The organism is Streptomyces sp. NPDC030296 (genome assembly GCF_055572815.1).
This window is the reverse complement of the sequence record NZ_JBVICQ010000005.1, coordinates 23,757-48,482: the sequence shown is the minus strand read 5'-3', so window position 1 is coordinate 48,482 and position 24,726 is coordinate 23,757. Positions and strand designations below refer to the sequence as shown.

The 24,726-nt window shown below is 73.1% G+C and carries 21 protein-coding genes; 10 read left to right on the top strand and 11 right to left on the bottom strand.

The window, feature by feature from the left end; genetic code table 11:
* Positions 1-288: 288 nt before the first annotated feature.
* Positions 289-1,599, top strand: a complete 1,311-nt coding sequence (locus ACZ4Z3_RS15645; RefSeq protein WP_468501499.1) for a TerD family protein — start codon at positions 289-291, stop codon at positions 1,597-1,599.
* 39 nt (positions 1,600-1,638) lie between these two features.
* Here the strand turns inward: ACZ4Z3_RS15645 and ACZ4Z3_RS15640 are convergent, their stop codons facing one another.
* Positions 1,639-2,814 (bottom strand): glycosyltransferase, encoded by a 1,176-nt coding sequence (locus tag ACZ4Z3_RS15640; protein ID WP_468501498.1) that lies wholly within the window; start codon positions 2,812-2,814, stop codon positions 1,639-1,641.
* A gap of 57 nt (positions 2,815-2,871) precedes the next feature.
* Here ACZ4Z3_RS15640 and ACZ4Z3_RS15635 point away from each other — a divergent pair, with 57 nt between their 5' ends.
* Positions 2,872-3,678 carry a glutamate racemase gene (locus ACZ4Z3_RS15635; protein ID WP_468501497.1) on the top strand — a complete coding sequence of 269 codons (807 nt, stop codon included), beginning with the start codon at positions 2,872-2,874 and terminating at the stop codon, positions 3,676-3,678.
* 50 nt (positions 3,679-3,728) lie between these two features.
* Complete coding sequence (locus ACZ4Z3_RS15630) at positions 3,729-4,286, top strand: hypothetical protein (protein ID WP_468501496.1); 558 nt, start codon at positions 3,729-3,731, stop codon at positions 4,284-4,286.
* Between the two features lie 94 nt (positions 4,287-4,380).
* Here the strand turns inward: ACZ4Z3_RS15630 and ACZ4Z3_RS15625 are convergent, their stop codons facing one another.
* Positions 4,381-5,373 carry an O-antigen ligase family protein gene (locus tag ACZ4Z3_RS15625; RefSeq protein WP_468501495.1) on the bottom strand — a complete coding sequence of 331 codons (993 nt, stop codon included), beginning with the start codon at positions 5,371-5,373 and terminating at the stop codon, positions 4,381-4,383.
* Between the two features lie 289 nt (positions 5,374-5,662).
* Between ACZ4Z3_RS15625 and lnt the strand changes: the two genes are divergently transcribed.
* The 3 genes from lnt (at position 5,663) to ACZ4Z3_RS15610 (ending at position 9,228) form a co-directional block, all read left to right on the top strand.
* Positions 5,663-7,279, top strand: coding sequence for an apolipoprotein N-acyltransferase (gene lnt / locus ACZ4Z3_RS15620; protein ID WP_468501494.1), 1,617 nt, complete (start codon positions 5,663-5,665; stop codon positions 7,277-7,279).
* A 67-nt stretch (positions 7,280-7,346) separates the two neighbouring features.
* Positions 7,347-7,820, top strand: a complete 474-nt coding sequence (locus tag ACZ4Z3_RS15615; protein ID WP_468501493.1) for an NUDIX hydrolase — start codon at positions 7,347-7,349, stop codon at positions 7,818-7,820.
* Positions 7,821-8,022: 202 nt separating this feature from the next.
* Positions 8,023-9,228, top strand: a complete 1,206-nt coding sequence (locus ACZ4Z3_RS15610) for a hypothetical protein (protein ID WP_468501492.1) — start codon at positions 8,023-8,025, stop codon at positions 9,226-9,228.
* A 156-nt stretch (positions 9,229-9,384) separates the two neighbouring features.
* Here ACZ4Z3_RS15610 and ACZ4Z3_RS15605 read toward each other — a convergent pair whose 3' ends face one another.
* The 5 genes from ACZ4Z3_RS15605 to ACZ4Z3_RS15585 all read right to left on the bottom strand — a co-directional run bounded on the left by ACZ4Z3_RS15605 (position 9,385) and on the right by ACZ4Z3_RS15585 (position 17,158).
* Positions 9,385-10,602, bottom strand: a complete 1,218-nt coding sequence (locus ACZ4Z3_RS15605) for an ABC transporter substrate-binding protein (protein WP_468501491.1) — start codon at positions 10,600-10,602, stop codon at positions 9,385-9,387.
* Complete coding sequence (locus tag ACZ4Z3_RS15600) at positions 10,599-11,504, bottom strand: hypothetical protein (protein ID WP_468501490.1); 906 nt, start codon at positions 11,502-11,504, stop codon at positions 10,599-10,601. Before ACZ4Z3_RS15600 ends, ACZ4Z3_RS15605 begins: the two co-directional genes overlap by 4 nt.
* The gene (locus ACZ4Z3_RS15595; protein ID WP_468501489.1) at positions 11,501-12,994 is read right to left on the bottom strand and encodes a VWA domain-containing protein; all 1,494 of its coding nucleotides are present in this window, start codon (positions 12,992-12,994) and stop codon (positions 11,501-11,503) included. Before ACZ4Z3_RS15595 ends, ACZ4Z3_RS15600 begins: the two co-directional genes overlap by 4 nt.
* 91 nt (positions 12,995-13,085) lie before the next feature.
* A complete protein-coding gene (locus tag ACZ4Z3_RS15590; protein ID WP_468501488.1) occupies positions 13,086-15,182 on the bottom strand; it encodes a tetratricopeptide repeat protein in 2,097 nt (698 codons plus the stop codon).
* 257 nt (positions 15,183-15,439) lie between these two features.
* Positions 15,440-17,158, bottom strand: coding sequence for a trypsin-like serine peptidase (locus ACZ4Z3_RS15585; protein WP_468501487.1), 1,719 nt, complete (start codon positions 17,156-17,158; stop codon positions 15,440-15,442).
* Between the two features lie 96 nt (positions 17,159-17,254).
* Between ACZ4Z3_RS15585 and ACZ4Z3_RS15580 the strand changes: the two genes are divergently transcribed.
* Complete coding sequence (locus tag ACZ4Z3_RS15580; RefSeq protein ID WP_468501486.1) at positions 17,255-17,557, top strand: trypco2 family protein; 303 nt, start codon at positions 17,255-17,257, stop codon at positions 17,555-17,557.
* Positions 17,558-17,713: 156 nt separating this feature from the next.
* Here the strand turns inward: ACZ4Z3_RS15580 and ACZ4Z3_RS15575 are convergent, their stop codons facing one another.
* The 3 genes from ACZ4Z3_RS15575 to ACZ4Z3_RS15565 all read right to left on the bottom strand — a co-directional run bounded on the left by ACZ4Z3_RS15575 (position 17,714) and on the right by ACZ4Z3_RS15565 (position 21,043).
* Positions 17,714-18,808, bottom strand: a complete 1,095-nt coding sequence (locus ACZ4Z3_RS15575; RefSeq protein WP_468501485.1) for a carboxylate-amine ligase — start codon at positions 18,806-18,808, stop codon at positions 17,714-17,716.
* Positions 18,809-19,238: 430 nt separating this feature from the next.
* Positions 19,239-19,832 carry a hemerythrin domain-containing protein gene (locus ACZ4Z3_RS15570; RefSeq protein ID WP_468501484.1) on the bottom strand — a complete coding sequence of 198 codons (594 nt, stop codon included), beginning with the start codon at positions 19,830-19,832 and terminating at the stop codon, positions 19,239-19,241.
* Positions 19,833-19,843: 11 nt separating this feature from the next.
* Positions 19,844-21,043 (bottom strand): hypothetical protein, encoded by a 1,200-nt coding sequence (locus ACZ4Z3_RS15565; RefSeq protein WP_468501483.1) that lies wholly within the window; start codon positions 21,041-21,043, stop codon positions 19,844-19,846.
* 208 nt (positions 21,044-21,251) lie between these two features.
* Here ACZ4Z3_RS15565 and ACZ4Z3_RS15560 point away from each other — a divergent pair, with 208 nt between their 5' ends.
* Positions 21,252-21,764 carry an SPW repeat protein gene (locus tag ACZ4Z3_RS15560; protein ID WP_468501482.1) on the top strand — a complete coding sequence of 171 codons (513 nt, stop codon included), beginning with the start codon at positions 21,252-21,254 and terminating at the stop codon, positions 21,762-21,764.
* A 168-nt stretch (positions 21,765-21,932) separates the two neighbouring features.
* Here ACZ4Z3_RS15560 and ACZ4Z3_RS15555 read toward each other — a convergent pair whose 3' ends face one another.
* A complete protein-coding gene (locus tag ACZ4Z3_RS15555) occupies positions 21,933-22,796 on the bottom strand; it encodes a phosphodiesterase (RefSeq protein ID WP_468501481.1) in 864 nt (287 codons plus the stop codon).
* A 151-nt stretch (positions 22,797-22,947) separates the two neighbouring features.
* Here ACZ4Z3_RS15555 and ACZ4Z3_RS15550 point away from each other — a divergent pair, with 151 nt between their 5' ends.
* Together ACZ4Z3_RS15550 and ACZ4Z3_RS15545 are read left to right on the top strand one after the other, a co-directional pair.
* Positions 22,948-24,033, top strand: a complete 1,086-nt coding sequence (locus tag ACZ4Z3_RS15550; RefSeq protein ID WP_468501480.1) for an S-(hydroxymethyl)mycothiol dehydrogenase — start codon at positions 22,948-22,950, stop codon at positions 24,031-24,033.
* The gene (locus ACZ4Z3_RS15545) at positions 24,030-24,665 is read left to right on the top strand and encodes an MBL fold metallo-hydrolase (protein WP_468501479.1); all 636 of its coding nucleotides are present in this window, start codon (positions 24,030-24,032) and stop codon (positions 24,663-24,665) included. The genes ACZ4Z3_RS15550 and ACZ4Z3_RS15545 overlap by 4 nt, the downstream gene beginning before the upstream one ends.
* Positions 24,666-24,726: the final 61 nt, after the last annotated feature.

Genomic DNA, 24,726 nt, shown 5'->3' with positions numbered 1-24,726 from the left:
GTTGGGGAGACCGATAAGAGGGTTGTTTTCCGTGTCCGCAGTGACGCTGGATCCCCAATGCGAGCGAACTCGGCGAAAAAGGGCAGCGAAAAGGGCTGTGATCGTGTAAAGGCCGAGTTCCGGGCGGGTTACCAGCGGTTGGCCACTGATCTTTCGGTACGGCTTCTGGGGGTTCGGGCGCCGGGGGAATAGGTTTGGCGCCGACAGACGGGCCGGACGGTTCGGACGGACTGCGTGGGACGCGGCCTGGCGATGACCCTTACGGGTGACCTTCTGATGGGGGCGGACATGACAATGCCGAAAGGATCGAACGTCGCGGTGCCGACGGCCGCGCTACGCGTGGAACTGGGCTGGCGCTCCGGACCCGGTGTGCCGGACGCCGACGCGTCGGCGCTGCTGCTGACCGGGGGGAAGGTCCGCTCGGACGCGGACTTCGTCTTCTACAACCAGCCCGCGCACGCCTCCGGCGCCGTCCGGCACGAGGGCAAACGGGACATCGGCGGACAGGTGACCGACTCCCTGCACGTCGACCTCACGCGTGTGGAGCCCGCCGTCGAGACCGTGGTGCTGGCGGCGTCCGCCGACGGAGGAACGTTTGGGCAGGTGCCCGGTCTGTACATCCGCGTGCTCGACGAGCGGGCGGGCACCGAGGTCGCACGCTTCGACAGTACGGACGCCGGCGTCGAGACGGCCTTCGTGCTCGGCGAGTTCTACCGCCGACAGGGCGCCTGGAAGTTCCGTGCCGTCGGCCAGGGCTACAGCAGCGGCCTCGAAGGACTGGCCACCGACTTCGGCATCACCGTGGACGAACCCCAGCACGCCACCGCCCCGCAGGCGCCCGTGTCCCCGCAGGCCCCGCTGTCCCCTCCCACGCTCGTCTCCCCGCCCGTCACCGTGCCGCCGCCGGTGACGACCGCGCCGCCCGCACCCCCGGCCCCGCCCACCGCGCCGCCGGCTCCCGTGCGCCTCACCAAGGTCACGCTCACCAAGGAGGCCCCGGCGGTCTCCCTGACCAAGCAGGGCGGCACCTCCGGCGCCATGCGCGTCAACCTCAACTGGGAGGTGCGCAAACAGTTCACCGGCTGGGGCAGCAAGCTGGGCCGGGCCGTCGCCATGCACGCCGACCTCGACCTCGACCTCTGCGCCCTGTTCGAACTGTCCGACGGCAGCAAGGGCGTCGTCCAGGCGCTCGGCAACGCCTTCGGGTCGCTGCACCGCCCGCCGTTCATCCATCTCGACGGCGACGACCGCACCGGGGCCGTGTCGAGCGGCGAGAACCTCACCATCAACCTCGACCAGAAGAACGCCTTCCGGCGCATCCTCATCTTCGTGACCATCTACGAGGGCGCCCGCTCCTTCGCCGACCTCCACGCGACGGTCACGCTCCAGCCCCAGCACGGGGCGCCCGTCGACTTCTCCCTCGACGAGTGCACCGTCCCCTCCACCGTCTGCGCGCTCGCCCTCATCACCAACCAGGGCGGCGACCTCATCGTCCAGCGCGAGGCCCGCTACCTCGTCCCCGAGCGCGGCGTCAGTCCCCAGCGCACGGTCGACTACGCCTATGGGTGGGGCATGAACTGGACACCCGGCAGGAAGTAGCCGCCCCCCGCGCGGGCAGCCGCCGCTCGGGGCGGCCGGCTAGCCCTCCTCGGGGAGCGCCTCCGGGCGGGCGTAGGTGCGGCCCTTCCAGGCCGCGCCGCGCCCCCGGTAGTGCCGCACGGCGGAGTCGACGGTCATCAGGAGGTAGAGGGCAGCGGTGAACGGCAGCAGGGGAGCGAGCCACAGCGGCTGCCGGTAGTGGCGCAGCATCGGCAGGTACGTCGCCGCCATCAGGGCCCAGGCGAGCCCGCCGGCCCACGCCGCCTGCACGTCGCCCGCCGCGAGCCCCAGCAGGAACGCGACGGGAGGCACCCCGTAGACCAGCAGCAGGCCGAGGACCGTGCCCGCGAGCAGCAGGGGGTTGTGGCGCAGCTGCGCGTAGGCGCTGCGGGAGACCATCCGCCACAGGTCGCCCAGCCGCGGATAGGGGCGCACGCTGTCCACCCGTTCCGCGAGACCCAGCCAGATGTGGCCGCCGCTGCCCTTGACCGCCCGGGCGAGGGCCACGTCGTCGATGACGGCCTGCCGGATCGCCTCCGGGATCCGGGCCCGCTCGGCGGCCTCCGTCCGCAGCAGTACACAGCCACCCGCGGCGGCCGCCGTGCGCGATGCCCACACACCGATCCGGCGGAACGGGTACAGCTGGGCGAAGAAGTAGACGAAGGCGGGGACCACGAGCCGCTCCCAGGCGCTCTCCGCCCGCAGCCGCGCCATCTGCGACACCAGGTCGAAGCCGCCGGTGCGCGCCGCCGCCACCAGCACGCGCAGGCTGTCCGGCCGGTGCGCGATGTCCGCGTCCGTCAGCAGCAGATACTCGGGAGCACGCGCGCGTGCCAGCCCGATCCCGTGCCGTACGGCCCACAGCTTGCCCGTCCAGCCCGCGGGCGGCTCCCCGGGCGAGGTGATCGTGAGCGGCAGGCCGCCGTGGCGCAGAGACAGCGCGCGGGCGAGCTCGCCGGTGCCGTCGGTGCTGCCGTCGTCGACCAGGAAGACCTCGGCGCGGCCGGGGTAGTCCTGGGCCAGCAGCGACGGCAGGCTCTCCGGCAGGACGGCGGCCTCGTCGCGCGCGGGGACGACGACACAGACGTACGGCCAGTCGTCCGGGTCCCGGCGGGGTGGTAGTCGTACATCCGTGCGCCAGAAGAAGCCCTGGCCGAGCAGCAGCCACAGCCAGGCGGCGAGTGATCCGGCGGCGGTCCACGCGATGGCGCTCACGTCGGCAGTCTGCCCCACGCCGACGGCCCCGCCGGGGCAATCGTCTATCGTGGCCGGGTGAAGATCGCGCTCATGGACTCCGGTATCGGTCTGCTCCCCGCCGCCGCCGCGGTGCGGCGACTGCGCCCCGACGCGCATCTCGTGATCTCGTCCGACCCCGACGGCATGCCCTGGGGTCCGCGGACCCCGGAGGACCTGACGCGACGCGCCCTCGCGGTCGCCGAGGCGGCGGCCGCGCACCGGCCGGACGCCCTGATCGTCGGCTGCAACACGGCGTCCGTGCACGCCCTGCCCGCCCTGCGCGCCCTCCTCGAACCGGAGCTGCCGGTCATCGGCACGGTCCCGGCGATCAAGCCGGCCGCGGCCGGCGGTGGCCCCTTCACCATCTGGGCGACGCCCGCCACCACCGGCAGCCCCTACCAGCGCGGACTGATCGAGGAGTTCGCCGACGGCGTGCCGGTCAGCGAGGTGCCCTGCTGGGGGCTCGCCGAGGCCGTCGAGCACGCCGACGACGCGGCCGTCGACGCCGCGATCGCCGCGGCCGCCGCCCTCACCCCCGACGACGTGACGACCGTCGTCCTGGGCTGCACCCACTACGAACTGGTCGCCGAGCGCATCCGCGCGGCCGTCCAGAAGCCCGGACGGCCGCCCCTCGTCCTGCACGGCTCCGCCGGCGCGGTGGCCGCCCAGGCGCTGCGCCGGATCGGCGAGCTCCCGGCCCCCGACGCCGAGTGGACCGAGGCCGGCCTGACGGTCCTCCTCAGCGGACGCGAGGGCGCGCTGCCGGCTCCTGCCCTGGCCTACGAGGAGGGCAGGCTCCTCCAGGCGGTCGGGGCCACGCTCGCGGCCCAGCCCGAGCAGTAACGTTCCGCGACCAGGTGCCTGCACAGCGGAACCTGAGTACGCTCAGACTCATGAGGGACCACTCCCACGGCGTGCCGGGCAGCTCCGAAGCCCTCACCTCCGAGGTCTGGACCGGCCGTGCGACCAATCGCGCCCAGTGGCTGCTGGCGCTGGGCGGCGCCGCCTTCATGGCGCTGGGCATCGAACTCGCGGTCGATTCCGCGTGGACGTCCGGTACGGCCCCGCTCGTCATGTCGGTCGTCGGCTGCATCGCGGCCGGGCTGCTCGTCCTGTTCGGGACGCTCGCGTTCGTGCACGTCTCCGTGAGGGTCGACGGGGAATGCCTGGAGGTGCGCTGCGGCCACATCGGCGTACCGCGTCGCCGCATCCCTCTCTCCCAGGTCACCGACGTGGATTTCGCCCCCTGTGTCACCCCTCACCAGTGGGGCGGCTGGGGCTACCGCTGGCGCCCCGAGAAGGGCACCGCCGTCGTCGTACGCAGAGGCGAGGCCGTGGTGCTGCGCCTCCAGGACGGACACACGTTCACCATCACCGTCGACCACGCCGAGACGGCCGTACGTGTCATACGGGCCCGGCTCAGGCCCAAGGCGCCGGACGCCACACGCTGACGCCGTCAGGGGCGCCGGGGTCTTCGGGCGTCGGGGTGTCTTCGGAGGCGTCGGGGCCGTTCGTCAGCGGCATCCCTCGTGGTCCCGCGTGGGGTCATCCGCCGCCCGCGTCACGGCCCGGTACGCCGACGCCGCCCTCCTCGTCCGCGAGGGGCCGGGCCGTCGCCATTCCCGCGAGCAGGCCCGCGCCCGCCGTCACCGTCGTGAAGCTCAGCGCGTTGCCGAGCGTGGCTATCGCGGCCAGCGCGGTGAGCGCCGCGCCCGCGGTCAGCGCGACCGGCGTGACCCGTGGGGACCGCCACAGCACGTAGAGGACCCAGCAGAACACCGCGGCCAGCAGGGCGACGCCGATGAGTCCCTGCTCGGCCGCCAGCTGGAGCGGCGCCGAGTGCGGCTTGTCGTCGGACGGCAGGGCCTGGGCGACCGTGGGGCTGAGCTCGCCGAAGCGGCCGGGGCCGGCACCCAGCAGCGGTTCGGCGCGGGCCATGCCGAGCGCGTCGTGCCACAGCAGGACGCGGTGCGGGGTGAGCTGGCCCTCCAGGGAGTCGGTCAGCCCCGAGGGCAGCGCCTTCTCCGCCGTCGCCCAGGTCGTCGCCGTCACCAGGGCGGTGACGAATGCGAGCCCCGCGAGCCCCGGGCCCCGCGGCATCCGGGCCGCGGCGAGCGAGCAGAGCAGCACCCCCGCGCACGCGACGACACCGGTGGTCGAGCCGAGCACACCCGCCGTCACCACGACGCCCACGGCCAGCAGCCGCAGCCCGAACCGCAGGCCCGGCGCACGGGCCGCCCAGGCCGCGCAGCAGGCGGCGCCCGCCGACAGGACCAGCAGCGCGGCCGTCGCGCCCGTGTGCCCGAGCGGTGAGACGAACGGTGAACTCACCGTGGAGTGCGGAGCGGCGACCGCCAGACCGAGACCGGCGAGCGCCCCCGCGCCCGGCGCCACGACCGGCAGCAGGGCACCGCAGATCCGCCCCGCCGCATAGCCGGCCGACACCGCGAGCACCGCCAGCAGCACACCCTCGGGGCGGCCGCCCCGTGCCGCCGCCGTGACCAGCGACCAGGCCGCGCACGCCCCGAGCAGGATCACGCCCGTGACATCGGAAACGTTCCGTCTGTCGGACGCGGCCGACGCTCCGGCCGCAGGCTCCGTCCCTATGGACCCCAAAACGCCCCCCGACTGTGCCGGGCCCCGACCGCTCAACCGTGTTCGGCCGCACGTCAGAGGCTCGGGCACACCGTAACGGGTGAGGTGCCCAAGTGTGGACGAGTTGCGCAGGAACGATGCTGCGGATGTGCGGCGCACCCTCGCCCGGGCCGCACCGGGACCGGACGGACCGCGCTGTGAGCGCCCCCGACAGGCGCCGTACACTCCCCAAGTGACCGTCACCGCGACTCCCGTAGACGAGCCGGAACAGCTCGAACCCCAGGCCGCGCCCGTTTCCCGCGCGTCCCGCTGGGCCCGTCGGCTCCTCCCGGCCGCCGTCGCGGCGCTCTCCGGAGTGCTGCTCTACGTCAGCTTCCCGCCCCGGACCCTGTGGTGGCTGGCCCTGCCGGCGTTCGCGGGCTTCGGCTGGGTGCTGCGCGGGCGGAGCTGGAAGGCGGGACTCGGCCTCGGTTACCTCTTCGGCCTCGGCTTCCTGCTGCCGCTGCTCGTCTGGACCGGTGTGGAGGTCGGCCCCGGACCGTGGCTCGCGCTGGTCGCCATCGAAGCGGTGTTCGTGGCACTCGTCGGCGCGGGCACCGCCGTCGTCTCCAAGCTCCCCGGCTCGCCCCTGTGGGCCGCCGCCCTCTGGGTCGCCGGCGAGGCAGCACGCGCGCGTGCCCCCTTCAACGGCTTCCCCTGGGGCAAGATCGCCTTCGGTCAGGCGGACGGCGTCTTCCTGCCGCTCGCGGCGCTGGGCGGCACCCCGGTCCTCGGCTTCGCGGTCGTCCTGTGCGGCTACGCGCTGTTCGAGATCGTCCGGCTGATCGTCGAGGCCCGGCGCACCGGTGCCGCGCTGCGCCGGGGCACCGCCGCCGTCGCGGCGCTGAGCGTGGCCGTGCCCGTGGCCGGCGCCCTCGCCTCGCGCGGGCTCGTCAGCGACAGGGCCGAGGCCGGCACGGCGACCGTCGCGGTCATCCAGGGCAACGTTCCGCGGCTCGGGCTCGACTTCAACGCCCAGCGCCGGGCCGTCCTCGACTACCACGCCAAGGAGACCGAGCGTCTCGCCGCCGAGGTCCAGGCCGGCAAGGTCGAACGGCCGGACTTCGTGCTCTGGCCGGAGAACTCCTCCGACATCGACCCCTTCGCCAACGACGACGCCCGCGCGGTCATCGAGCACGCGGCCACCGCCATCGGCGCGCCCATCTCCGTCGGCGGTGTCGTCGAACGCGACGGCAAGCTCTACAACGAGCAGATCCTCTGGGACCCGGAGAAGGGCCCCACCGACACCTACGACAAACGGCAGATCCAGCCCTTCGGCGAATATCTGCCCCTCAGGTCGCTCATCGGCGCCATCAACGACCAGTGGACGTCCATGGTCCGCCAGGACTTCAGCCGGGGCACCGAGCCCGGTGTGTTCACCATGGACGGCGCCCGGGTCGGTCTCGTCACCTGCTACGAGGCGGCCTTCGACTGGGCGGTGCGCTCCGAGGTCACCGACGGCGCACAGCTGATCTCCGTGCCCAGCAACAACGCCACCTTCGACCGCAGCGAGATGACCTACCAGCAGCTCGCCATGTCCCGGGTCCGCGCGGTCGAGCACAGCCGCACCGTCACCGTGCCGGTGACCAGCGGCGTCAGCGCGATCATCATGCCCGACGGGAGGATCACGCAGCGGACCGGGATGTTCGTCGCCGACTCCCTGGTCCAGAAGGTGCCGCTGCGCTCCTCCGAGACACCCGCCACCAAGGCCGGCATCCTGCCCGAGACGCTGCTGGTGCTGGTCGCGGCCGGTGGGCTCGGCTGGGCGATCGGGGCCGGTGTGCGCGGGAGGCGCGCCGGTGGCGTGTAGCCGTACGCCGCGCGTGCGCGTCCGGGAAGCGTCGGGGTGAGGGAACCGGCCCGTTAGGGTCGGCTCCATGGCTACCCCTGAATTCATCCGCACGCTCCGCCTCTCGGCCGGTCATCAGCTCCTCTGGCTCCCCGGGGTCACCGCCGTCGTCTTCGACGACGAGGGCAGAGTGCTGCTGAACCGCCGGTCCGACAACGGCAAGTGGTCGCTCATCGGCGGCATCCCGGATCCCGGGGAGCAGCCCGCCGCCTGTGCCGTGCGCGAGGTCCAGGAGGAGACGGCGATCAGGTGCGTGGCCGAGCGGATCGTCCTCGTCCAGGCCCTCGACCCGGTGCGGTACGACAACGGGGACGTCTGCCAGTACATGGACACCACGTTCCGGTGCCGTGCCGTCGGGGGAGAGGCACGGGTCAACGACGACGAGTCGCTGGAGGTCGGCTGGTACTCCCTGGACGCCCTGCCCGACCTGAGCGAGTTCGCGCTGTCCCGGATCAAGCAGGCCATGTCCGACGCGCCCACATGGTTCGACCCCATCGTCTAGCGGCGGCCTCCCTCCCCCCGACACTCGGCGCACGGGTGCTCGTCGGTCCGGTGTGCCGCCAATTCCCCTTGCGCGCAGGCCGGTTGTGGGCGACCGGGACGGCGGGGCCGGGCGTGGCCGGCCCGGGTCGGGCGTGTACGTTGGCACGTGATCCGTTACTGACCACGACGGCGCCGGGACCGGCGAAGGGGAAAACGAGCACATGGCACGCGTTGCCGTCATCACCGCGCCGAACATCGGGTACCGCAACACGGGCATGGTGACCGTCGACCTGGCGTTCGAGTCCCTCCGGCGGCGGATGGCCGCCCCCGTCGACGCCACCTGGTACACCCTGCACCCACCGGAGACGGTCGAACTGCGGGAGTGCGCGCGCGGCACCGAGTTCCCTTTCCGCTTCCGGCCGTTGGCCGAGCACCTCGACGAGCTGCGCGACCATGACGCGGTCGTCCTCTGGGGCGACTTCCTGCACACGCGGCACTATCTGGCGCAGGACGCGACGAACCGCCTCATGGACTTCGGCATGGCCGAGGACCGGGACGCGGCCCGGCACCTGCTGAACCGCACGCTGCTGCTGGCGGACCAGCCGGACGAACTCCTCTCACGGACCCTCAGCTACGGCGGGACGATCCTGCACAACACGCAGTCCGACTACGAGGACAAGGAGTACGGCCCGCTGTTCTCACGGCTGGTGACGCGCAGTCACCGGATCTGGACGCGTGAGCCGCTCTCCGCGGCCAAGGTCGCCCGCTTCCGCGGGGACCGCGCCACCGAGTACTTCGGCTCGGACGCGGCCCTGCTGTCCCGTCCCGGCGACCTGGACCACCTCCCGGCCACGGCCTGGTCCCAGGACCTGCCGGAGGGCGGCGCGATCGGCGTGTTCCTCGGCGCGCGCACCGAGATCCCGGCCTGGCTGCCGGACTTCTGCGCGTCCCTCGCGGACCGCCTCGGCGCCCCGCTCGAATGGCTGCCCTGGTTCGACCGGGACGTCCCGGCCCGCGCCGCCCACATCGCGCGGCGGCCCGGCGACCACACCCTCGGAGACCTGCTGCACGTCCTGCCCCGGTACCGGCTGGTCGTCACCGACACCTACCACCTGGCGGTCAACGCCTGGGGCGCCGGCACCCCGGTCCTGTGCGTGGGCGCTCCCGAGCCGGTGCCGACGACCCACGACGACTATCTGACGCTGAGCGACGTGAAGAAGCATGTGTTCCACATGGCCTACGACGCGGCGGACTTCTATCTGACCACCCTTCCCGACACCCGCGAGGGCCACGAGCGGCGCCTCGACCGACTCGTCCACCTCGTGGAGGGCGGCGGCGCCGACGCCGTGGCGGCGCGGATACGCGAGCACGCCGACCAGTCGGCGACCGCCTTCACCGAGACGCTCACCTCGCTGCTCGACAGCTGAGGGGGCGCCCGGTCGACGGGCCGGCGCGCCGCCACCGGTTCAGCCGGCGCACCGACTGCCGGATGACCAACTGCGTTTCCCCGGCACCACATGGTCGTCGCCGGCGGGGGAGCGCCCGCAACGCCGCGTGAGTCGGGGCCTTGGGCCGCCGGCCCGTCAACCGCCGCCGCACACCGGCAGGGTGGGGCGGATGTCGCCGCTCAGGTCTTCCAACTCCCGCAGCCGGGTTTCCAGTTCGCCTGGGGCGACCAGGAAACGCAGCACCGCCTGGTGGAACGCGTCGCGCAGGGCCGGGGGCATGGTGTCCGAGGCGTCCCAGCACAGCCGCCGCTCCGCGCCGCGCAGGATCGAACCGATCCGCCGCCTCGGCGCGTCCTGGGGGCCGTCCGGCGCGGCGGCCCTCCGGTGGGCGGTGAAATCCGGCAGCCGGGTGTCGGGGTCGGCCAGGAACCGGATCAGCTTCTTCGCCTCGTCCGTCGCGTTCAGCAGGGCCGCGAGGTCCCCGGAGACCTCCCAGTGGTCGGCGCCCTCCCGCGCGCCGGGAATCACCTCGGCGGAGTGCACGAAGTCACCCGCCAGCGGCTTCCAGTGGCTGTCGCGGAACGAACCCAGATGCTCCAGGTTCCGTCGGGAGCAGTCCCGGGCGAAGTTGTCCTGGAGCAGGCGGTCGACGCGGGACCGGTCGCCCGCGCCCACCATGTCGCCCCAGGTCCGCCACGCCTTCCGCACCCTGGGATCCGTCCACGGGAGGCGGCCGTTCGCCCACCCCGCGTACACCTCCGGGCCGGCCTGCTGGAGCAGGATGTCCTCCACCCAGTCGGTGCCGGGCCAGCCCGAGGTGGCCCCGGACTCCATGCCCACGCACCAGCGGCCGGGGTCACCGGCGGCCCGCCCGATCCCGTCCCCCGACAGATCGCCCCCGTGCCACACCATGCTCTTCAGACCCGTCTTCACCGGCAGCCAGTACGTGCGCGCCCGGCCGTCCCCGCCCGCCACCTTCGGCACCCAGACCCCGCCGTAGTCACCCACCTCGAACAGGCCGTCCAGCGGCTCCAGTCTGCCCTCGGCCGCGTACGCCGTCAGCTCGCCAGGGCCCGGCAACAGCGCCACGTCGGGTTGGGTACCGGCCGCCAGATCCGCCGCCAGCACCTGACTCAGGGCGGAACTGCCCTGGTACACGACGTCGATGCGGTGCTCCTCCTCGAACGGCCGCACCGCCCGCTCGAACTGCTCCCGCTCGGCGCCGCTCCAGTTGGCCAGCACCGTGACCGACCCCGTCCAGCCCCCTGTCAGCCGCACCACCACGACCACCGCCGCGAGCAGCACCAGACACACGCCGACGGCGACGAGCGTCCGGGTCCGCGGGCGGCTCATCGCGGCCCCCTGAACCGGTACTCCGAGATGCGCGGCCCCAGCCCCGACACCGTCAACACCATCAGTACGACCCCTCCGACGAGAACCCAGCCGGACAGCGACGCCCAGAAGGCCGCGTCCGCCATGTAGTGCTCCACGTTCGCCCCGGCCTCGGGGATCTCGTCCGCCGACCGGACCCCGCGCAGCTCGGCGAGCGAGTCGGCCATCGCCCGCCGCGCCCGTACCGTGACCCAGCCGAGGACCGCCAGCCAGCCCGCCCACAGCACCGTGGCGGCGAGCAGCCACGGCTGCACGGCCATGCGGAAGCGGCGCCGCGCGAACCACTGCGCCTCCACCAGCGCCCCGCACAGCGCGAGGCCCAGCACCGCCACCGTGCCCCAGCCCAGCCACAGCGGCCACGGGAACGACGCCTGGTCACGGGCGACCGCCAGCCGCCGGTCCCGCAGTTCGTCGAGGCGCTCGACGATGTCGTCCCGGCCCCGCTCCGCGTAGTGCAGGAACGCCGCGCGCAGCGACGCGTCCTCCTCCTGCCCTGCCTGCTCCACCCACGCCGAGTACACCGTGATCAACCCGGTGATCGTCTTCAGGGTGTGACGGTCCACCGGGCCGGCCACGTTCTCCGACGCCGCGACGGCGATGCTCTGGTGGGCCACCGATATCTGGGTGTGGAAGTCGCCCGTCGCGTCCGGCGCCGGCCCGCTCCCGTCGACGGCCGCGTGCGCCCGCTGCACGGCGTTCCTCGCGGTGTCCACGGCGAGGATCCCCGGGGCGCTCGACGACGCCAGCGGCACGGTGTCGTCGTGCACGCCCCGGTAGGCGCCGAACAGCACCAGGGTGGAGACCACCGCGAGGGACAGCAGCACCCAGAGCCTGCGCACCAGATCACGCCCGGTGGTGTTCACGCCCGCTCCCGCAGGTCCTGACCGCACAGCGGGCAGAAGCGCGCCGTCGCCGGTGTCCGCTCCTGGCACGAGGGGCACCGCACGGTGGCCGCGACCGGGTCGGCGAGGAACACGTCGTCGGTGGAGACCGCGTCGGGCCCGTACGTGCTGTGGCTGCTCGCGGTGATCAGATGCTCGAAGTCCACGGCCGCCACACCGGGACGGAGCCGGACCCGGCCCGCCTCGGCGTCGAGGACCTCCACCAGCCGCTCCAGCCGGTCGAGGGCCTGCTCGGCGCCGATGGCGTGGGCCAGTTGCACGGCCCGCCCCAGGTGGTGCAGCGCCGCGTCGCGCCGCCCGCCGCGGTGGGCGTCCGTCGCCGCGGCGACGGCCTCGCCGAGCCGCTGGTGGCGCTCGAAGTGCTCGACCTGGAGGTCGCTCCGCCCGGACAGCGCCACGTCGTCGGTCCAGTGCACCACGCACGGCAGGGGCGGCGTCACCTCCACGCCCCGGCCGCCGGGCACGTCGAGGGCGACGACCGCGAGCTGCAGGTCCTCGCCCGGGGGCATGCCGGTGGGGTCCGCGGACAGGCACAGCTGGTACCGGCGGACCTCGTCGCCCCACGCGCGCGTGACGAACCGCAGGGCCCCGTCGCCGTCCGTGCCCACCGGGTCCAGCTCCACCTCGGTCGGGAAGACCTGCTTGAGGGAGCGCACCTGGGCCCCGGCCGTCGGGGTCACCGCGATCACCACCTCCGGGATGCTCTTCGCGAGCAGACGGCGCGTCAGCCGCTCGTACTCCTCGGGCAGGGACGCCTCCTCCCGCACCGACGACGCCGTGCCGTGCAGCCGGCTGGTGATCCGCAGCAGTTCCCGGCCGTCCCAGCCGTCGCCGATGCCCCAGGCGTCGCACACGAACCGTCCCGCGCACGCGTCCAGGACCTCCGACAGCGGCATCAGCTCGTCGTGCTGGTTCTTGCCGTCGGTCAGCAGCAGGACATGGCCGATGGGGGCGTCCGCGTCGATCAGCAGTCTGCGGGACAGGTCCAGCCAACTGCCGATGCAGGTGCCGCCCCCGGCCACCAGGTTCAGCACGGCCCGCTCCGCCCGCGCGCGGTGCCGGGCGTCGGCCCGCGCCATGGTCGCCGTCGTCGGATAGACCAGGTCCGCGGACTGGGTGCCCCTGACCACCGCGAAGGGCGTGCCGTCCGGCAGCAGCCGCAGCGCCGCCACGGCCGCCTGATGCGCCGCGCGCAGCTTCTCCTGCGGGTACGCCATCGAACTGGAGCAGTCCACGGCCAGCACCTGCGCCAGCATCGGGCCCGCGCCGCCGCCGCTCTGCGTGCCGTCGGCCTCGACGGTCAGGATGGCGTGCATCTGCGGTTCCCGCGCCTCGCGGGACAGGTACTTCCACTGGCTGAGGTCGAGGCCCACCGACGTGGTCCCCGCGGCCCCGCCGCCCGTTGTTCCCTCGTTCCTCGCGTGCTCGTTCACGGATGCCCCTGTGTCCACGGTGTCCGTGCTCCTCGCCCTCGTCCGCGGGCCTCGGCCCGCCCGGCCCGTTCACGGCCCGCCGGCGTCCCGGCCGCGGGCCCCCGCACCTTCACGCCGTCCGCCGCCGGCCCCGCAGCAGCTCCCGCAGGCGGACCGGCTCCGGGAGCACCGCGTACGCCCGGTCGAGCAGCTCACCGCGCTCGACGGCGCTGCCCGCCTGGTCCGCGAGTCTCCTCAGCGAACCGGACAGCCGGGTGCTCAACGCCCCGCGGGTGTCCAGCGGCCCGAACACCTCACCGGCCGGGAAGCGCGGCCCCCACCCGCCGGGCGGGCGGCAGGCCAACGCGTTCTCGCGGACCTCCGTGACCAGCCGGTCCCAGGCCGCGCCGCCCACGAGGTGCTGCGCCGGGCCCGCCAGCCGCGCCAGCCGCCGGTCAGCGTCGGCCAACTCGTCCACCGTCGGCCCCGATCCGGCCAGCCGGCCGGTGAGCACCCGGATCGCGGCGACGCGCGCGGCGTCGTAGTGCCGTGAGGTCGTCGGCACCTCGTCCAGCACCGCGACCGCCCGCGCCCGGTCCCCGCGCCGCAGATGGAGCCGGGCGAGCCCGAAGGCAGCGCTGCCCTGCGTCCGGTCCCGCCGCCGGACGGCCTCGTAGTACGCCTCCGTCCGGTCCTCGGCGGCCGAGCGGTACTCCGCGCAGAACCCCAGCGCCAGCTTGGGCGCCGACTCCCCGGGCAGCGCGGCGTAGGCGGCCGCGAACTCGGCCTCCGCCCGCTGCACCTGACCACGCGTCAGCCACAGCAACCCCTGGTGCCAGAAGCCCCGCCAGTCGTACGCGCCGCTCCGCTCGCGGGCCCGGTCGAGCCACCGCCCGGCCCGGTCCGTGTCCCCGTCGGCGAGGTAGGCGCGGCACAGCCACCACGCCGTCTCGACGGTGCCGAGCGCCGGGTCCCGTTCGGCGCGCTCCGCGATGCGCTCGGGGCTGCCGGAGACGAGACCGCCGAGCAGGACGGCCGCGGGGTCCCCCGGATCGGGGATCGGCACCGGCAGCGCCCGCGCGGTGTCCTTGGGGTCCGGTGCCGCGACGGGCAGTTCCGGTGTGTCCGGCCCGGAGCGGCTGGTCCAGTGGTCCAGCGCCGGCACCGTGCCGAGGGCCGCGCCGAACACCGCCGCCGTCGGCTCGAACCGGGTGGAACGCTCCGGGTACGGCGGGTGCCCGCTGAGCGCCTGGTGCTCGCGCAGCACCTCCCACAGCTGACGGGACATCTCCGCGGCGGACGTGAAGCGCGCCGCCGGCTCCGCATGGGTGGCCCGTCTGATCAGCGCGTCGAAGGAGCGGGCGGCGAGCCCCGCGGCGGGTTCGGCGCGCGCGGCCAGGGTCTCCAGGGTCCGGCCGACGGTGAAGAGGTCGGTGTCGATGTGGAAGCCCCGCTGGTCGCGTTCCTTCTTCGGCGGCGCGTATACCGAGGTGTAGACGAGCGTGGAGGACCTGTCGTCGGTCCGCCGGATCGCCCCGAGGTCGATGACCTTGATGTCGCGCCCGTAGTGGATGACGTTCTCGGGCTTCATGTCGCAGTACAGCAGGCCCTGACGGTGCAGGTACTCCAGCGCCCCGAGGATCTTGCAGCCGTAGGTGATCACATGGCCGATGCCGAAGGAGCCGCCGAAGAGGGCCGCGAGTTCCGCGTCGGAGGCGCGCCGGATCCAGTCGAGCGACCGGCCCCCGACGTACTCCATGACGATGTACCCGGTGGGTTCCGTCTCGCCGGGCTCCTGGTGCCGCACGTACGTCACGATGCGCACGATGTCCCGGTGGTGGAGCGTGGTCAGGGAGCGGCGCTCCTCGACGGCCGACCGCCGGGCGACCGCGTCCCCGGTGTTGATCAGCCCCTTGAGGACGACATGGAGGTCCGGCACCCGGGTGTCCTCCGCCAGATAGACCCAGCCGAGGCCGCCCACCGCGAGGAAGCCGAGCACCCGGTAGTGGTCGCCGACCCGGTCCCCGGGGCGCAGCTTCGGTTCGAAGGAGTACGCGCGGCCGCACTGGGGGCAGTAGCCGTGGGCCAGGGCGGGGCCGCCGGGGAAGGCGACGCCGATGGTCCCGGCGCAGTTGTCGAAGCCGCAGCGCCGGCCGCCGGTGGGCGGGGCGGCGACGGTGGCCGCGGCCTCCGACGGATCGGGGGAGGGGACCTCGGGGAGGATCACCAGCCCGTCGTTGTCGAGGATCTCGGCGGCCGGCCGGACGGACCGCGGGGCCTGCTTCCCGGAAGCGGAAGCGGATACAGACGGGGACGGGGACCCGGCCGGGGATGGGGATCCGGGCGCGCGTCGGGGGGCGGGCCGTGCCGGGGTCGTCCGGGCCTGGTCGGGGGGCCGTCGGTGGCAGGTGTCGCAGAAGCCGGTCACCATGATGCGGCCATTGCCCGGGCAGTCGGGTCTCGGGCACGGCACGGGTAAGGACGTCATGTCGCGGAGGCACCTCCGTGTCCCCGTCTGCGCGGGGCCCGGCGGTCGACACGGCGGGTGTACGCCTCGACGGCGGCCTCGGCGGCCTTGACGTCGCACGGCCTGGCCCGCAGCAGTTCGTGCGCGCGCAGACGAAGAGCGTCCAAGGTCAGGTCCTCCTCGTTGCCTCGTACGGAGTTCAGATGCAGGTCGTGGTAGCCGCGGAGCCTGCCGTCCAGTTCGTCCCGCCGGTCGCGCAGCGCGTCGAGGGCGCGGACGGTCCTGGCCAGCCGTGCGGCCACCCGCTGGGCGAGCCGCTCGTAGCGGGCCAGCTCCGGGTGCGGGCCGCCGTCGTCGGCCGCTTCCTGCCCGAGCCTGAGGGCGGCGAGGGCGGCGTGCGCCCGTACCAGGTCGGCGTCGGCGGGGCGCACCTCGTCGGCCCGTACGGCCCCGAGGCCCTCGTGGAGGGCGCGGGCGAGCGGACCGGTGATCTCCTCCAGCCGTGCGACGAGACGGGCGCGGCGTTCCCGTTCGGGTTCGAGGACCAGTTCGCTGCGGGCGCGGTGGTAGACGGTGCCGGCGTCACGGAAGACCAGCAGGAGGCGGCTGCCCTTGGCGCGCAGGGTCTTCAGCAGTTCCAGCAGCGCGGGCGGATCGGCGGCCTCGTCGACGCCGACGACGACCAGGGTGAGGGTGACGTCCGCGGCCCTGATCCGCTCCCGCACCGGGTCCGCGGGATGCTGCCACAGCCCCATGCGCTCGGCGATCCGCTCCCCGATCTCCGCGGCGGTCAGTCCGGCCGCGTCCACGGCCAGGTCGTGGCCGCCGGCCGACGGGACGGTGCCTGGCGGGTCGAGGGAGGCCCGGCCGACGGACGCAGCGGTGCGCAACTCCCGGTCGGCGAGCGTGATCGCGCGGCGCAGCGTGGCGGCCCGTACCGCGTCCCCGACCGGGACCAGGCTGATCTTCACCTGCTGTCCGTCGTCCTGGAGCCAGTCGGCGAGGCGCTGGGCGAACGGCTCGTCGAGCAGTGCTTCCGCCGTGTCCTGCCGGGTCGTCCTGAGCCCGTCGTCGACGGCCGCCTTGCCGCGGGTCCACCGCCGGACCTGGGGGAGGTGCCGGACGATGGTCTCGGCCGGGCTCATGAAGGAGAACAGGTTGCCGTGCTGGTCGGAGATGCCGCTGAGGACCATGCCGATGACCTTGCCGGTGAGGGTGTCCATCACTCCCGAGCCACTGCATCCTGGGCTGGCCAGTTCACCGGGGCTCGTGGGGCTCAGCTGGACCTGCCCGTCCCGTCCGCAGCCGCCGACGATGGTGGCCCGGAACCAGATGCCGCCGTTGTGGTCGTACGGGAAGCCGTACATCTGGACCGCGCGGTTCGGCGCGGAGAGCCGGTGCAGCAGGGTCGGCTCCGTCAGGGGCCTCGGCTGTTCGAGGCGGAGCAGCGCCACGTCGCCGATGGGGTCGCCGTCCGCGTCCCGCGTGTTGGGGACGTACGCGTCCTCGTCGACCCACGCGGCGACCGAGGGCACGGTGAGACCGGGCGCCGCACCGACGAACTCCGCGGCGAACCGGGCCTCCCGGTCCTCCACCACATGGGCGCAGGTGAGCACCCGGTCGGGGCTCAGCAGAATTCCGGCGCCCGCGATCCTTCCGTCGGCCCGGCGGATGCGCACAGCCCAGCCGGGCGTCTCGAGTGACGAACCATCAACGACTCCCCCGTCGTCCGCCATAACACAACTATACGAGCGACGCGTCCCCGCGCATACTGGGACGACAGGGATCAACGGGCGTGCGGGGGGTGCGAGTTGACCGATGGACCGGGATTCGTGGGATTGACCGAGGTGATCCGCCAGATCAGGGGGGAACTGGAGCGGGCCCAGGACGAGGCGCAGGGCCGGTCCCTCGGATTCAGCGTCGACAAGGTGAGCCTCCAGTTCACCGTGCAGGTCCACCAGTCCGGATCGGGCCGCGGCGGTGTGCGCATCGGGGTGGTGACGGCCGAACTGGGAGGCTCCGTCGACCGCCAGACGACCCATCAGGTGCAGGTCGAACTGACACCGCAGACACGGTCGGGTGGCCGCGTCTCCGTCGGCCGCGGGGAGCGGCCGGGGCCGACTCCCACGCCGTAGCCGACCGAAGGGCGCCGCCCCGGTGCGGGCGGCGCCCGACGTCTCAGGTTCGGCGGAAAGGGGTCCACACAGGTCGTGAGCGGACGCCGCCGCGAGCGGTGACCCCGCCGCCGGTACCGCGTGACCGTGCTCCGGTACGGCGTGGCCATGCTGAAGTCAGGGGAGCGTGCTCTCCGTGGTGATCAGCTCGATGGCCGCCCTCGGGCCACCGGTCGCGAGGGCGGTCCGCTGCCGGTCAGCCCCGGTGCCGCCCTGGAGGAGCCGGTGCACGAGGCTCGTCACCTCACGGGTGTCGCCGGACGCGTCCAGCGCCGGTCCGACATGGCGCAGGAGCCGGCACAGCACGTCACCGGCCCGGTGGCGCCGGCCGTCGGGGCCGATCAGGGTGTCGCTCAGGCCATGGCGGGCGGCGTGCCACATGGCAGCCTCCAGCAGCTCCGGCGGGCAGTCGGGCGGGGGAGCGCCGGCGGCCGCCTCGGCGCGGGCGGTCTCCACCAGGGCCCGGACGATCCCGGCGAACATCACCGCGTCGTCCGCGCGCAGCTGCACGTCGGGGCAGCGCACCTCGACGGTCGGGTAGCGCTCCGAGAGACGGGCCTGCCAGTACACCTGGCCGGTGTCGCAGATCAGACCGCTCTCCACCAGCTGGTTGAGCCGCCGGTCGTAGTCGGCCGCGTCCCGGAAGGCGGGCGGCATACCGCTCACCGGCCAGCGGCTGAAGACGACCGTGCGCCAGCTGGCGAACCCGGTGTCGTGGCCGTCCCACAGCGGGGAGTTCGCCGACATCGCGGTCAGGGTGGGCAGCCAGACGCGAACCCGGTTCAGCACCTCGACGCCGACCTCGCGGCCGGGGACGCCCACATGCACATGCATGCCGTTGACCAGCTGTTCCTCCACCAGCTGCGGTGCCTGCGCCAGCATCGCCCGGTAGCGGGTCTGGTCGGTGACGGCCATGGATCGCGCGTCGCGCAGCGGGGGTGTCGCGGCCGCGGCGATACGGCAGCCGTGCTCCTCGGCGGCGGCGCCCACGGCGTGCCGCAGCCGCAACAGGTGACCGCCGATCTCGTCCAGGGTGTGGCACACGGGGGTGGTCACCTCGACCTGCGACTGGAGCAGCTCGTAGTGCACCTCGTGCTCCTCCGCCAGGTGCGCCAGACACGCCGACAGGCGGACCTTCTCGGCGTAGGGGACCGGTAGGCCCGTGACAGGGTCGACCAGCATGTACTCCTCTTCCAGGCCGATCGTCGTCATCAGTCGCCCTCTGCTCGGCTCGCTGCCGTGACCGGCACGCGAGGAACCCTGGCCGACACCCGTCCCGCGGGTTGATCACCTCAACTCAGGCGCTTGCTTCTGGGACGATCCGAGTGCCCAGCCGCTTCACCGCAAACCCGACACATGTGTGCCCGGCGGCGCCCCGCACCATGCCGCGCCGGAACACCCGGAACGCCCGGAGGAACCGTTTTGCGTCACGGTCGTGAGGGCCGCCGCGGACGGGACGGCGCCGCCTTCACCATGAGGTGCGAGCGGCTCCGTCGACCGGGCGAAGTCCCAGGTCAACCACGCCAGACGTCCTCCAATCGCCGCCGCTCCCTCCACCATTAGAGACCGCTGCGGCCTCCCCGGCCACTCCGGACACGGGGGCGCCCTCGACGACCCCCGCCACGCCGGATACGCCGGGCCTTCAGCCGTCCTTGCCCATGGCCTGGCGGACCGCGTCCTTCGTACGGTCCATGAGGGCGGCGACCGGGCCGAGGGTCAGGTTCGCCGCAGGGGACTCGATGCCGGGGTGGGGACGGGTGGGCGCCATCGCCTCGGCGGCCTTGACCGCCTTGGCCATGGCGGCCAGCCGGCCGGGGTCGGTGGCCCGGCGGAGGTGCGGGAACTCGTAGCGTTCCTCGGCCCGGGCGTGCTCCTGCACGTCCGTACGCAGCCGCATCAGCTGAGGCAGGAACTTCGGGTCGTCGGTGTCCAGGTCGTCCAGATCCGCCAGGGTCTCCTTGGCGGCCCGTTCCTCGGCGAGCCGGTCGTCGACGACGTGCCCGCCGCCGGCCAGCGCGCTGCGGGCGAAGGGGTGGACGACCTCCTCCTCGGCGGTCTCGTGCACGGCCAGCAGCCGCACGAGCCGGCGGAAGGCATCACGGCGCTCGTCGCCGGTGTTCGCCTCGACCTCGTCGAAGAGATTGCGGATGTCGCCGTGCTGCCGCATCAGCAGCGCCACCACGTCGGTGTCCGGCGCCCGGTCGTCACCGGCGTGCGGGGTGTGGAGCTCGGTCATCTCGCCCTCCCTCACTTCTCGCGCTGGGCGGGGTCGGGGTGCTCGCCCTCGGTCTGCACGCGGTACTCGCGGCCGAACATCGATCCGTGCTGCGCGATGACCTGATCGCTGGGCGGTGCCTCACCGCCGTGGATCCGCTCCTGCATCGACTCGAACCGCTCGTGCGCGTCACGCACATAGCCGGCGCCGAGGGTGGTCAGATCCATCTGCGTGTCCAGCAGTTCCCGCAGATAGCCCTTGTTCGGCTCGAACGTGAGCACGTTCGGCAGCCGCGGTGCCAGCACCGAGGCGGGGTCGCGGCCGTCGTGCCGGCGCATCAGGTCGCAGGCGATGTGCAGGTGCTCCAGCTCCATGTTCAGGTGCAGCTCCCAGACGGCCTTCACCTTGGGGTCGCTCTCCTGCTCCATGAAGGAGTAGTAGAGGTAGCACTCGTTGTACTCGTGGTTGACCAGCTGCTCCCACCACGTCTCGCCCGGGTCGACGAGGGACTCGTAGTGCGTGACGTGCTCCTCCTCGATGAGCCCGATCTCCTGGTACAGCCGGCGGGCGATCGGCTCCATGTACTGCGGGCCGACGTTCATGTAGAAGTTCATGGTCTGCTGTTCCGCCGACATGATCGTCAGCGCGTGCAGCTTCGACAGCGGGTCCGTCTCGTCCTTCGCGTACGGGTCGCGCACGTTGTCGTACGGATCGCGGTGGTGGAACCTGGTCGGCCGCCCCGGCATGACCTCCGTGAGCCCGTCGACGATCGACTCCGCCTTGCGGTGCTCGATCATCTCGTAGAGGTTGGCGTACCTGTACAGATGGTCGAAGTCCTCCAGCACACCGAACTCGTACGCCTGCTTCAGATACGGATCCGGTTCCATCCGCGCGACCCACGCCGTCAGGTCCACCGCGACCTGCTCGTAGGCGATGGTCGTCTCCAGCACGGACGCCACGCCGGGCAGCAGCCAGTTGACGACCTTCTGCTGCTGGGCCTCGATGTAGCGGGTCCGGGCGAGCTGCCGTTTGACCTCGGGGTCGACGGTGTTGCGGGCGAGATGGTGGCTGAAGAGGATCGCCTCCACCTCGATGCCGTTCATCGTGATGATGCGGCACCGGGTGTAGGGATCGCACCGGTCGGGGTCGATCGGCTCCACGTTCAGCTCACTCCAGTCGCGGAGCTGGCGGTCCAGCGGGATGCCCCGCTCTTCCAGGGGATTGAAGGTCATGGGGAACTCCTCGGGATGGCCGAGCGGACGAGGTACCCCTGCTGCGGCCATACATGTCGCGCCGCGGGGATTCCGGCCGGTTCCGGCCACCCCCTTCGCCGGTCCCGGTCAGCACTTCGAAATGACCCGATTAAGGGCATTTGCGTGGGTACTCGGGCTTCGATCGGGGACACGGATTGATCGTGGCCCCCCCAGGAGGAGGCGAGCAATGACCGACCAGACCCACACCACCCTGGAGTCGCATCCGGACATCGTCGAGATGCGGGAACGCCATGCCCGTGCCGAGCGTGCGGCCTCGACGCAGCAGGGGCAGGCCGTCGAGGCGCTGGCCCTCGTCACGGGGCTGTACCTGGCCGCGTCGCCCTGGATCGCGGGATTCAACGACCTCGGTACCCTGGCCATCAACAACCTGATCACCGGTATCGCGTACGCGCTCCTGCTCAGCGGCTTCGGCCGCGCCTACGAGCGCACTCACGCCAGGGCGTGGGCGGCGGCGCTGATCGGAGCCTGGACCATCGTCGCTCCGTGGGTCGTCGCGGGAGACGTCGACACCACGCGGACCGTCGTGAACAACATCATCGTCGGCGCCGTCGCGCTGCTGCTGGCACTGGCCGCCGGAGCCGCGGCGAGCGAGACCGACCGGACCGGCCGGAGCGGCCGGAGCGGCCGAACCGACATGGGCGCCCGCGGCGGAGGCCGCATGGGCGGAACAGCCCGCTGATTTCGACCCTCGCCCCCTCCTGCAGTCAGGTCGGGGCGGGGCGTCGACGGCGAGGCACATGACGGTGGGAGCCCTGCTCGGAGCCGGAGCAGGGCAGGCCCGCGTGGTCGGAGACCGCGGCAGGGCGGCCCGTACGGTCGAAGGCCCGTTGGCGGAGGCCCTCGAAGTTCAGCCTCGGAGACCCTCGCCCCGCCCCTGCCGTGAGCCTCGGTAGGCCGCCCGGCGTGACGTTGACAGGGCGCGGCCGGGGGTGAAGGCGCGGGCGTCGCGGAGGTACGGGTCAAAGCCGAGGGCCTCCTCCTGCTCCACGGGCAGCGGGGTACGCACCGTCAGGACGGCGAACGGCCGCCACGGGCGGTCGGACGAGTGGGCGGCCGGTGCCCGGCCGACCCGCGGGCGCGAAAGGCGGCGCGGTTCGCGGGCGGCGCACAGGATGAAGACGAGCGGTGCCTCGGCCAGGGCGTCGCGCAGGCTCGCCGGATCGCCGTGCACCCGCGCCCGCCGTCCCGGGCGCGGGAAGGCCGCGAGGACGCGGGAGCGGCCGGCGACCCGGTAGGCGACCAGAGTGGAGTACGGCCCGCCCAGAGCGTTGGCGCGTGGCAGGGGGAGGTGGCGGGTGAGCCGGCCCCGGCCGCTGCTCGTGAGGAGCAGATCGAGGGGTCGGTCCGGTCCGTCCGCCCGGGCGACGCGCACGGCGAGCCCCAGCCCGTCGGGCAGCCGCCGTGGCAGACCGCCCGCTCGGGAGAGGCGCACCGTGGCCTCGTACAGCCCGACCCTGTCCAGCCAGGGGACGCCCCAGGGTTCACCCCCGTCGGTCACGACCTCCAGCTCCGCCGCGCACGTCAGTCCGCGTGGGTGCAGTGCGGGAGCGCCGCGCAGCCGGGCCAGCAGTCGGAATCCGGCTTCGACGGCGACGGTGGCCCGCCGGAGCGCTGCGAGCCGTCGCGGGTGCGATGCCTGCCGGGGCGGGTGCGACCCCGGTCGGGGCCGAGGCGCCTGCTGAGGCCGGTGTGAGGCGGGCCGCTCGGTCATGGTCGGCGGGTCCCCTGCGGGGCCTGCCGGAAACCACGGGTCGAATCCTTGACCCCGGGTCCGCCCTCCCCGATGCTGTGTTGCGGAACATGCGTTGTGTACCGCCATAAGCAACATCAGTCTGAGGTCTCGTACCAGCCGAGGAGTGGCCATGGCTCACCAGGTCCGTGCTGTCGTCGCGCGGGGGAAGGGTGCCCCCGTCAGCCTGGAAACGATCGTCGTGCCCGACCCCGGACCGGGTGAGGCGCTGGTCAAGATCGAGGCGTGCGGGGTCTGCCACACCGATCTCCACTATCGCGAGGGCGGCATCAACGACGACTTCCCCTTCCTGCTGGGCCACGAGGCCGCCGGTGTCGTGGAGGCGGTGGGGGAGGGGGTCACCGACGTGGCCCCCGGTGACTTCGTCATCCTCAACTGGCGTGCCGTGTGCGGGCAGTGCCGGGCCTGTCGGCGCGGCCGGCCGTGGTACTGCTTCGCCACGCACAACGCCGAGCAGAAGATGACCCTGACCGACGGCACGGAGCTGTCCCCGGCGCTGGGCATCGGCGCCTTCGCGGAGAAGACGCTGGTGGCGGCGGGGCAGTGCACCAAGGTGGACCGCGCCGCGTCCGCGGCGGCCGCCGGTCTGCTCGGCTGCGGTGTGATGGCCGGTATCGGCGCGGCCATCAACACCGGCGACGTCGGACGGGGTGACAGCGTCGCCGTGATCGGCTGCGGCGGGGTCGGCGCCGCCGCTGTCGTCGGGTCGAACCTGGCGGGCGCGGCGAAGATCATCGCGGTGGACATCGACGACCGCAAGCTCCGAACCGCCGAGAAGCTGGGCGCGACCCACACCGTCAACTCCCGCGACACCGACGCCGTCGAGGCGATCCGTGAGCTGACCGGCGGCTTCGGCGCCGACGTCGTCATCGAGGCGGTGGGCCGCCCCGAGACGTACCGGCAGGCCTTCTACGCCCGCGACCTCGCCGGCACGGTCGTCCTCGTCGGCGTGCCGACCCCGGAGATGAAGCTGGAGCTGCCCCTGCTCGATGTCTTCGGCCGCGGCGGTTCGCTGAAGTCGTCCTGGTACGGCGACTGCCTGCCGTCCCGTGACTTCCCCATGCTCATCGACCTCTACCTCCAGGGCCGACTCGACCTCGACGCCTTCGTCACCGAGACCATCGCCCTGGACGACGTCGAGAAGGCCTTCGAGCGGATGCACCACGGTGACGTGCTGCGCTCGGTGGTGGTCCTGTGACGGCCGGCGCCCGAATCGAACACCTCGTCACCTCGGGCACGTTCAGTCTGGACGGCGGCAGCTGGGACGTCGACAACAACGTGTGGATCGTCGGCGACGACCACGAGGTCGTCGTCATCGACGCCGCCCACGACGCCGACGCCATCGCCGAGGCCGTCGGCGACCGCAGGCTGACCGCCATCGTCTGCACCCACGCCCACAACGACCACATCGACGCCGCGCCCGCCCTCGCCGAGCGCACCGGCGCCCCGATCCTGCTCCATCCGGACGACCTGCCGCTGTGGAAGCAGACCCACCCGGAGCGCGCGCCCGACGAGGAACTCGCCGACAGTCAGGTGCTGACGGTGGCGGGAGTCGAGCTGACCGTGCTGCACACGCCCGGCCACGCCCCCGGCGCGGTCTGCCTGTACGCGCCGGACCTGACGGCACTCTTCAGCGGCGACACCCTGTTCGCGGGCGGACCGGGCGCGACGGGCAGGTCGTACAGCGACTTCCCCACCATCGTCGACTCCATCCGTGACCGGCTGCTGACCCTGCCGGGCGACACCGTCGTCCACACCGGTCACGGGGGGACGACCACGATCGCCACGGAGGCCCCGCACCTTCAGGAATGGCTGGACCGCGGTTTCTGACCGGGTCCCCCGAGGCTTCCCGCGCGGCGCCCGTATCGCCTGTTTTCGCAGGTGGTGCGGG

Coding starts and splice junctions, on each gene's coding strand:
- ACZ4Z3_RS15645 (WP_468501499.1), top strand. CDS start 289: ATGACAATGCCGAAAGGATCGAACGTCGCGGTGCCGACGGCCGCGCTA.
- ACZ4Z3_RS15575 (WP_468501485.1), bottom strand. CDS start 18,808: ATGACGACGATCGGCCTGGAAGAGGAGTACATGCTGGTCGACCCTGTC.
- ACZ4Z3_RS15615 (WP_468501493.1), top strand. CDS start 7,347: ATGGCTACCCCTGAATTCATCCGCACGCTCCGCCTCTCGGCCGGTCAT.
- ACZ4Z3_RS15585 (WP_468501487.1), bottom strand. CDS start 17,158: ATGGCGGACGACGGGGGAGTCGTTGATGGTTCGTCACTCGAGACGCCC.
- ACZ4Z3_RS15560 (WP_468501482.1), top strand. CDS start 21,252: ATGACCGACCAGACCCACACCACCCTGGAGTCGCATCCGGACATCGTC.
- ACZ4Z3_RS15610 (WP_468501492.1), top strand. CDS start 8,023: ATGGCACGCGTTGCCGTCATCACCGCGCCGAACATCGGGTACCGCAAC.
- ACZ4Z3_RS15555 (WP_468501481.1), bottom strand. CDS start 22,796: ATGACCGAGCGGCCCGCCTCACACCGGCCTCAGCAGGCGCCTCGGCCC.
- ACZ4Z3_RS15550 (WP_468501480.1), top strand. CDS start 22,948: ATGGCTCACCAGGTCCGTGCTGTCGTCGCGCGGGGGAAGGGTGCCCCC.
- ACZ4Z3_RS15605 (WP_468501491.1), bottom strand. CDS start 10,602: ATGAGCCGCCCGCGGACCCGGACGCTCGTCGCCGTCGGCGTGTGTCTG.
- ACZ4Z3_RS15565 (WP_468501483.1), bottom strand. CDS start 21,043: ATGACCTTCAATCCCCTGGAAGAGCGGGGCATCCCGCTGGACCGCCAG.
- ACZ4Z3_RS15570 (WP_468501484.1), bottom strand. CDS start 19,832: ATGACCGAGCTCCACACCCCGCACGCCGGTGACGACCGGGCGCCGGAC.
- ACZ4Z3_RS15630 (WP_468501496.1), top strand. CDS start 3,729: ATGAGGGACCACTCCCACGGCGTGCCGGGCAGCTCCGAAGCCCTCACC.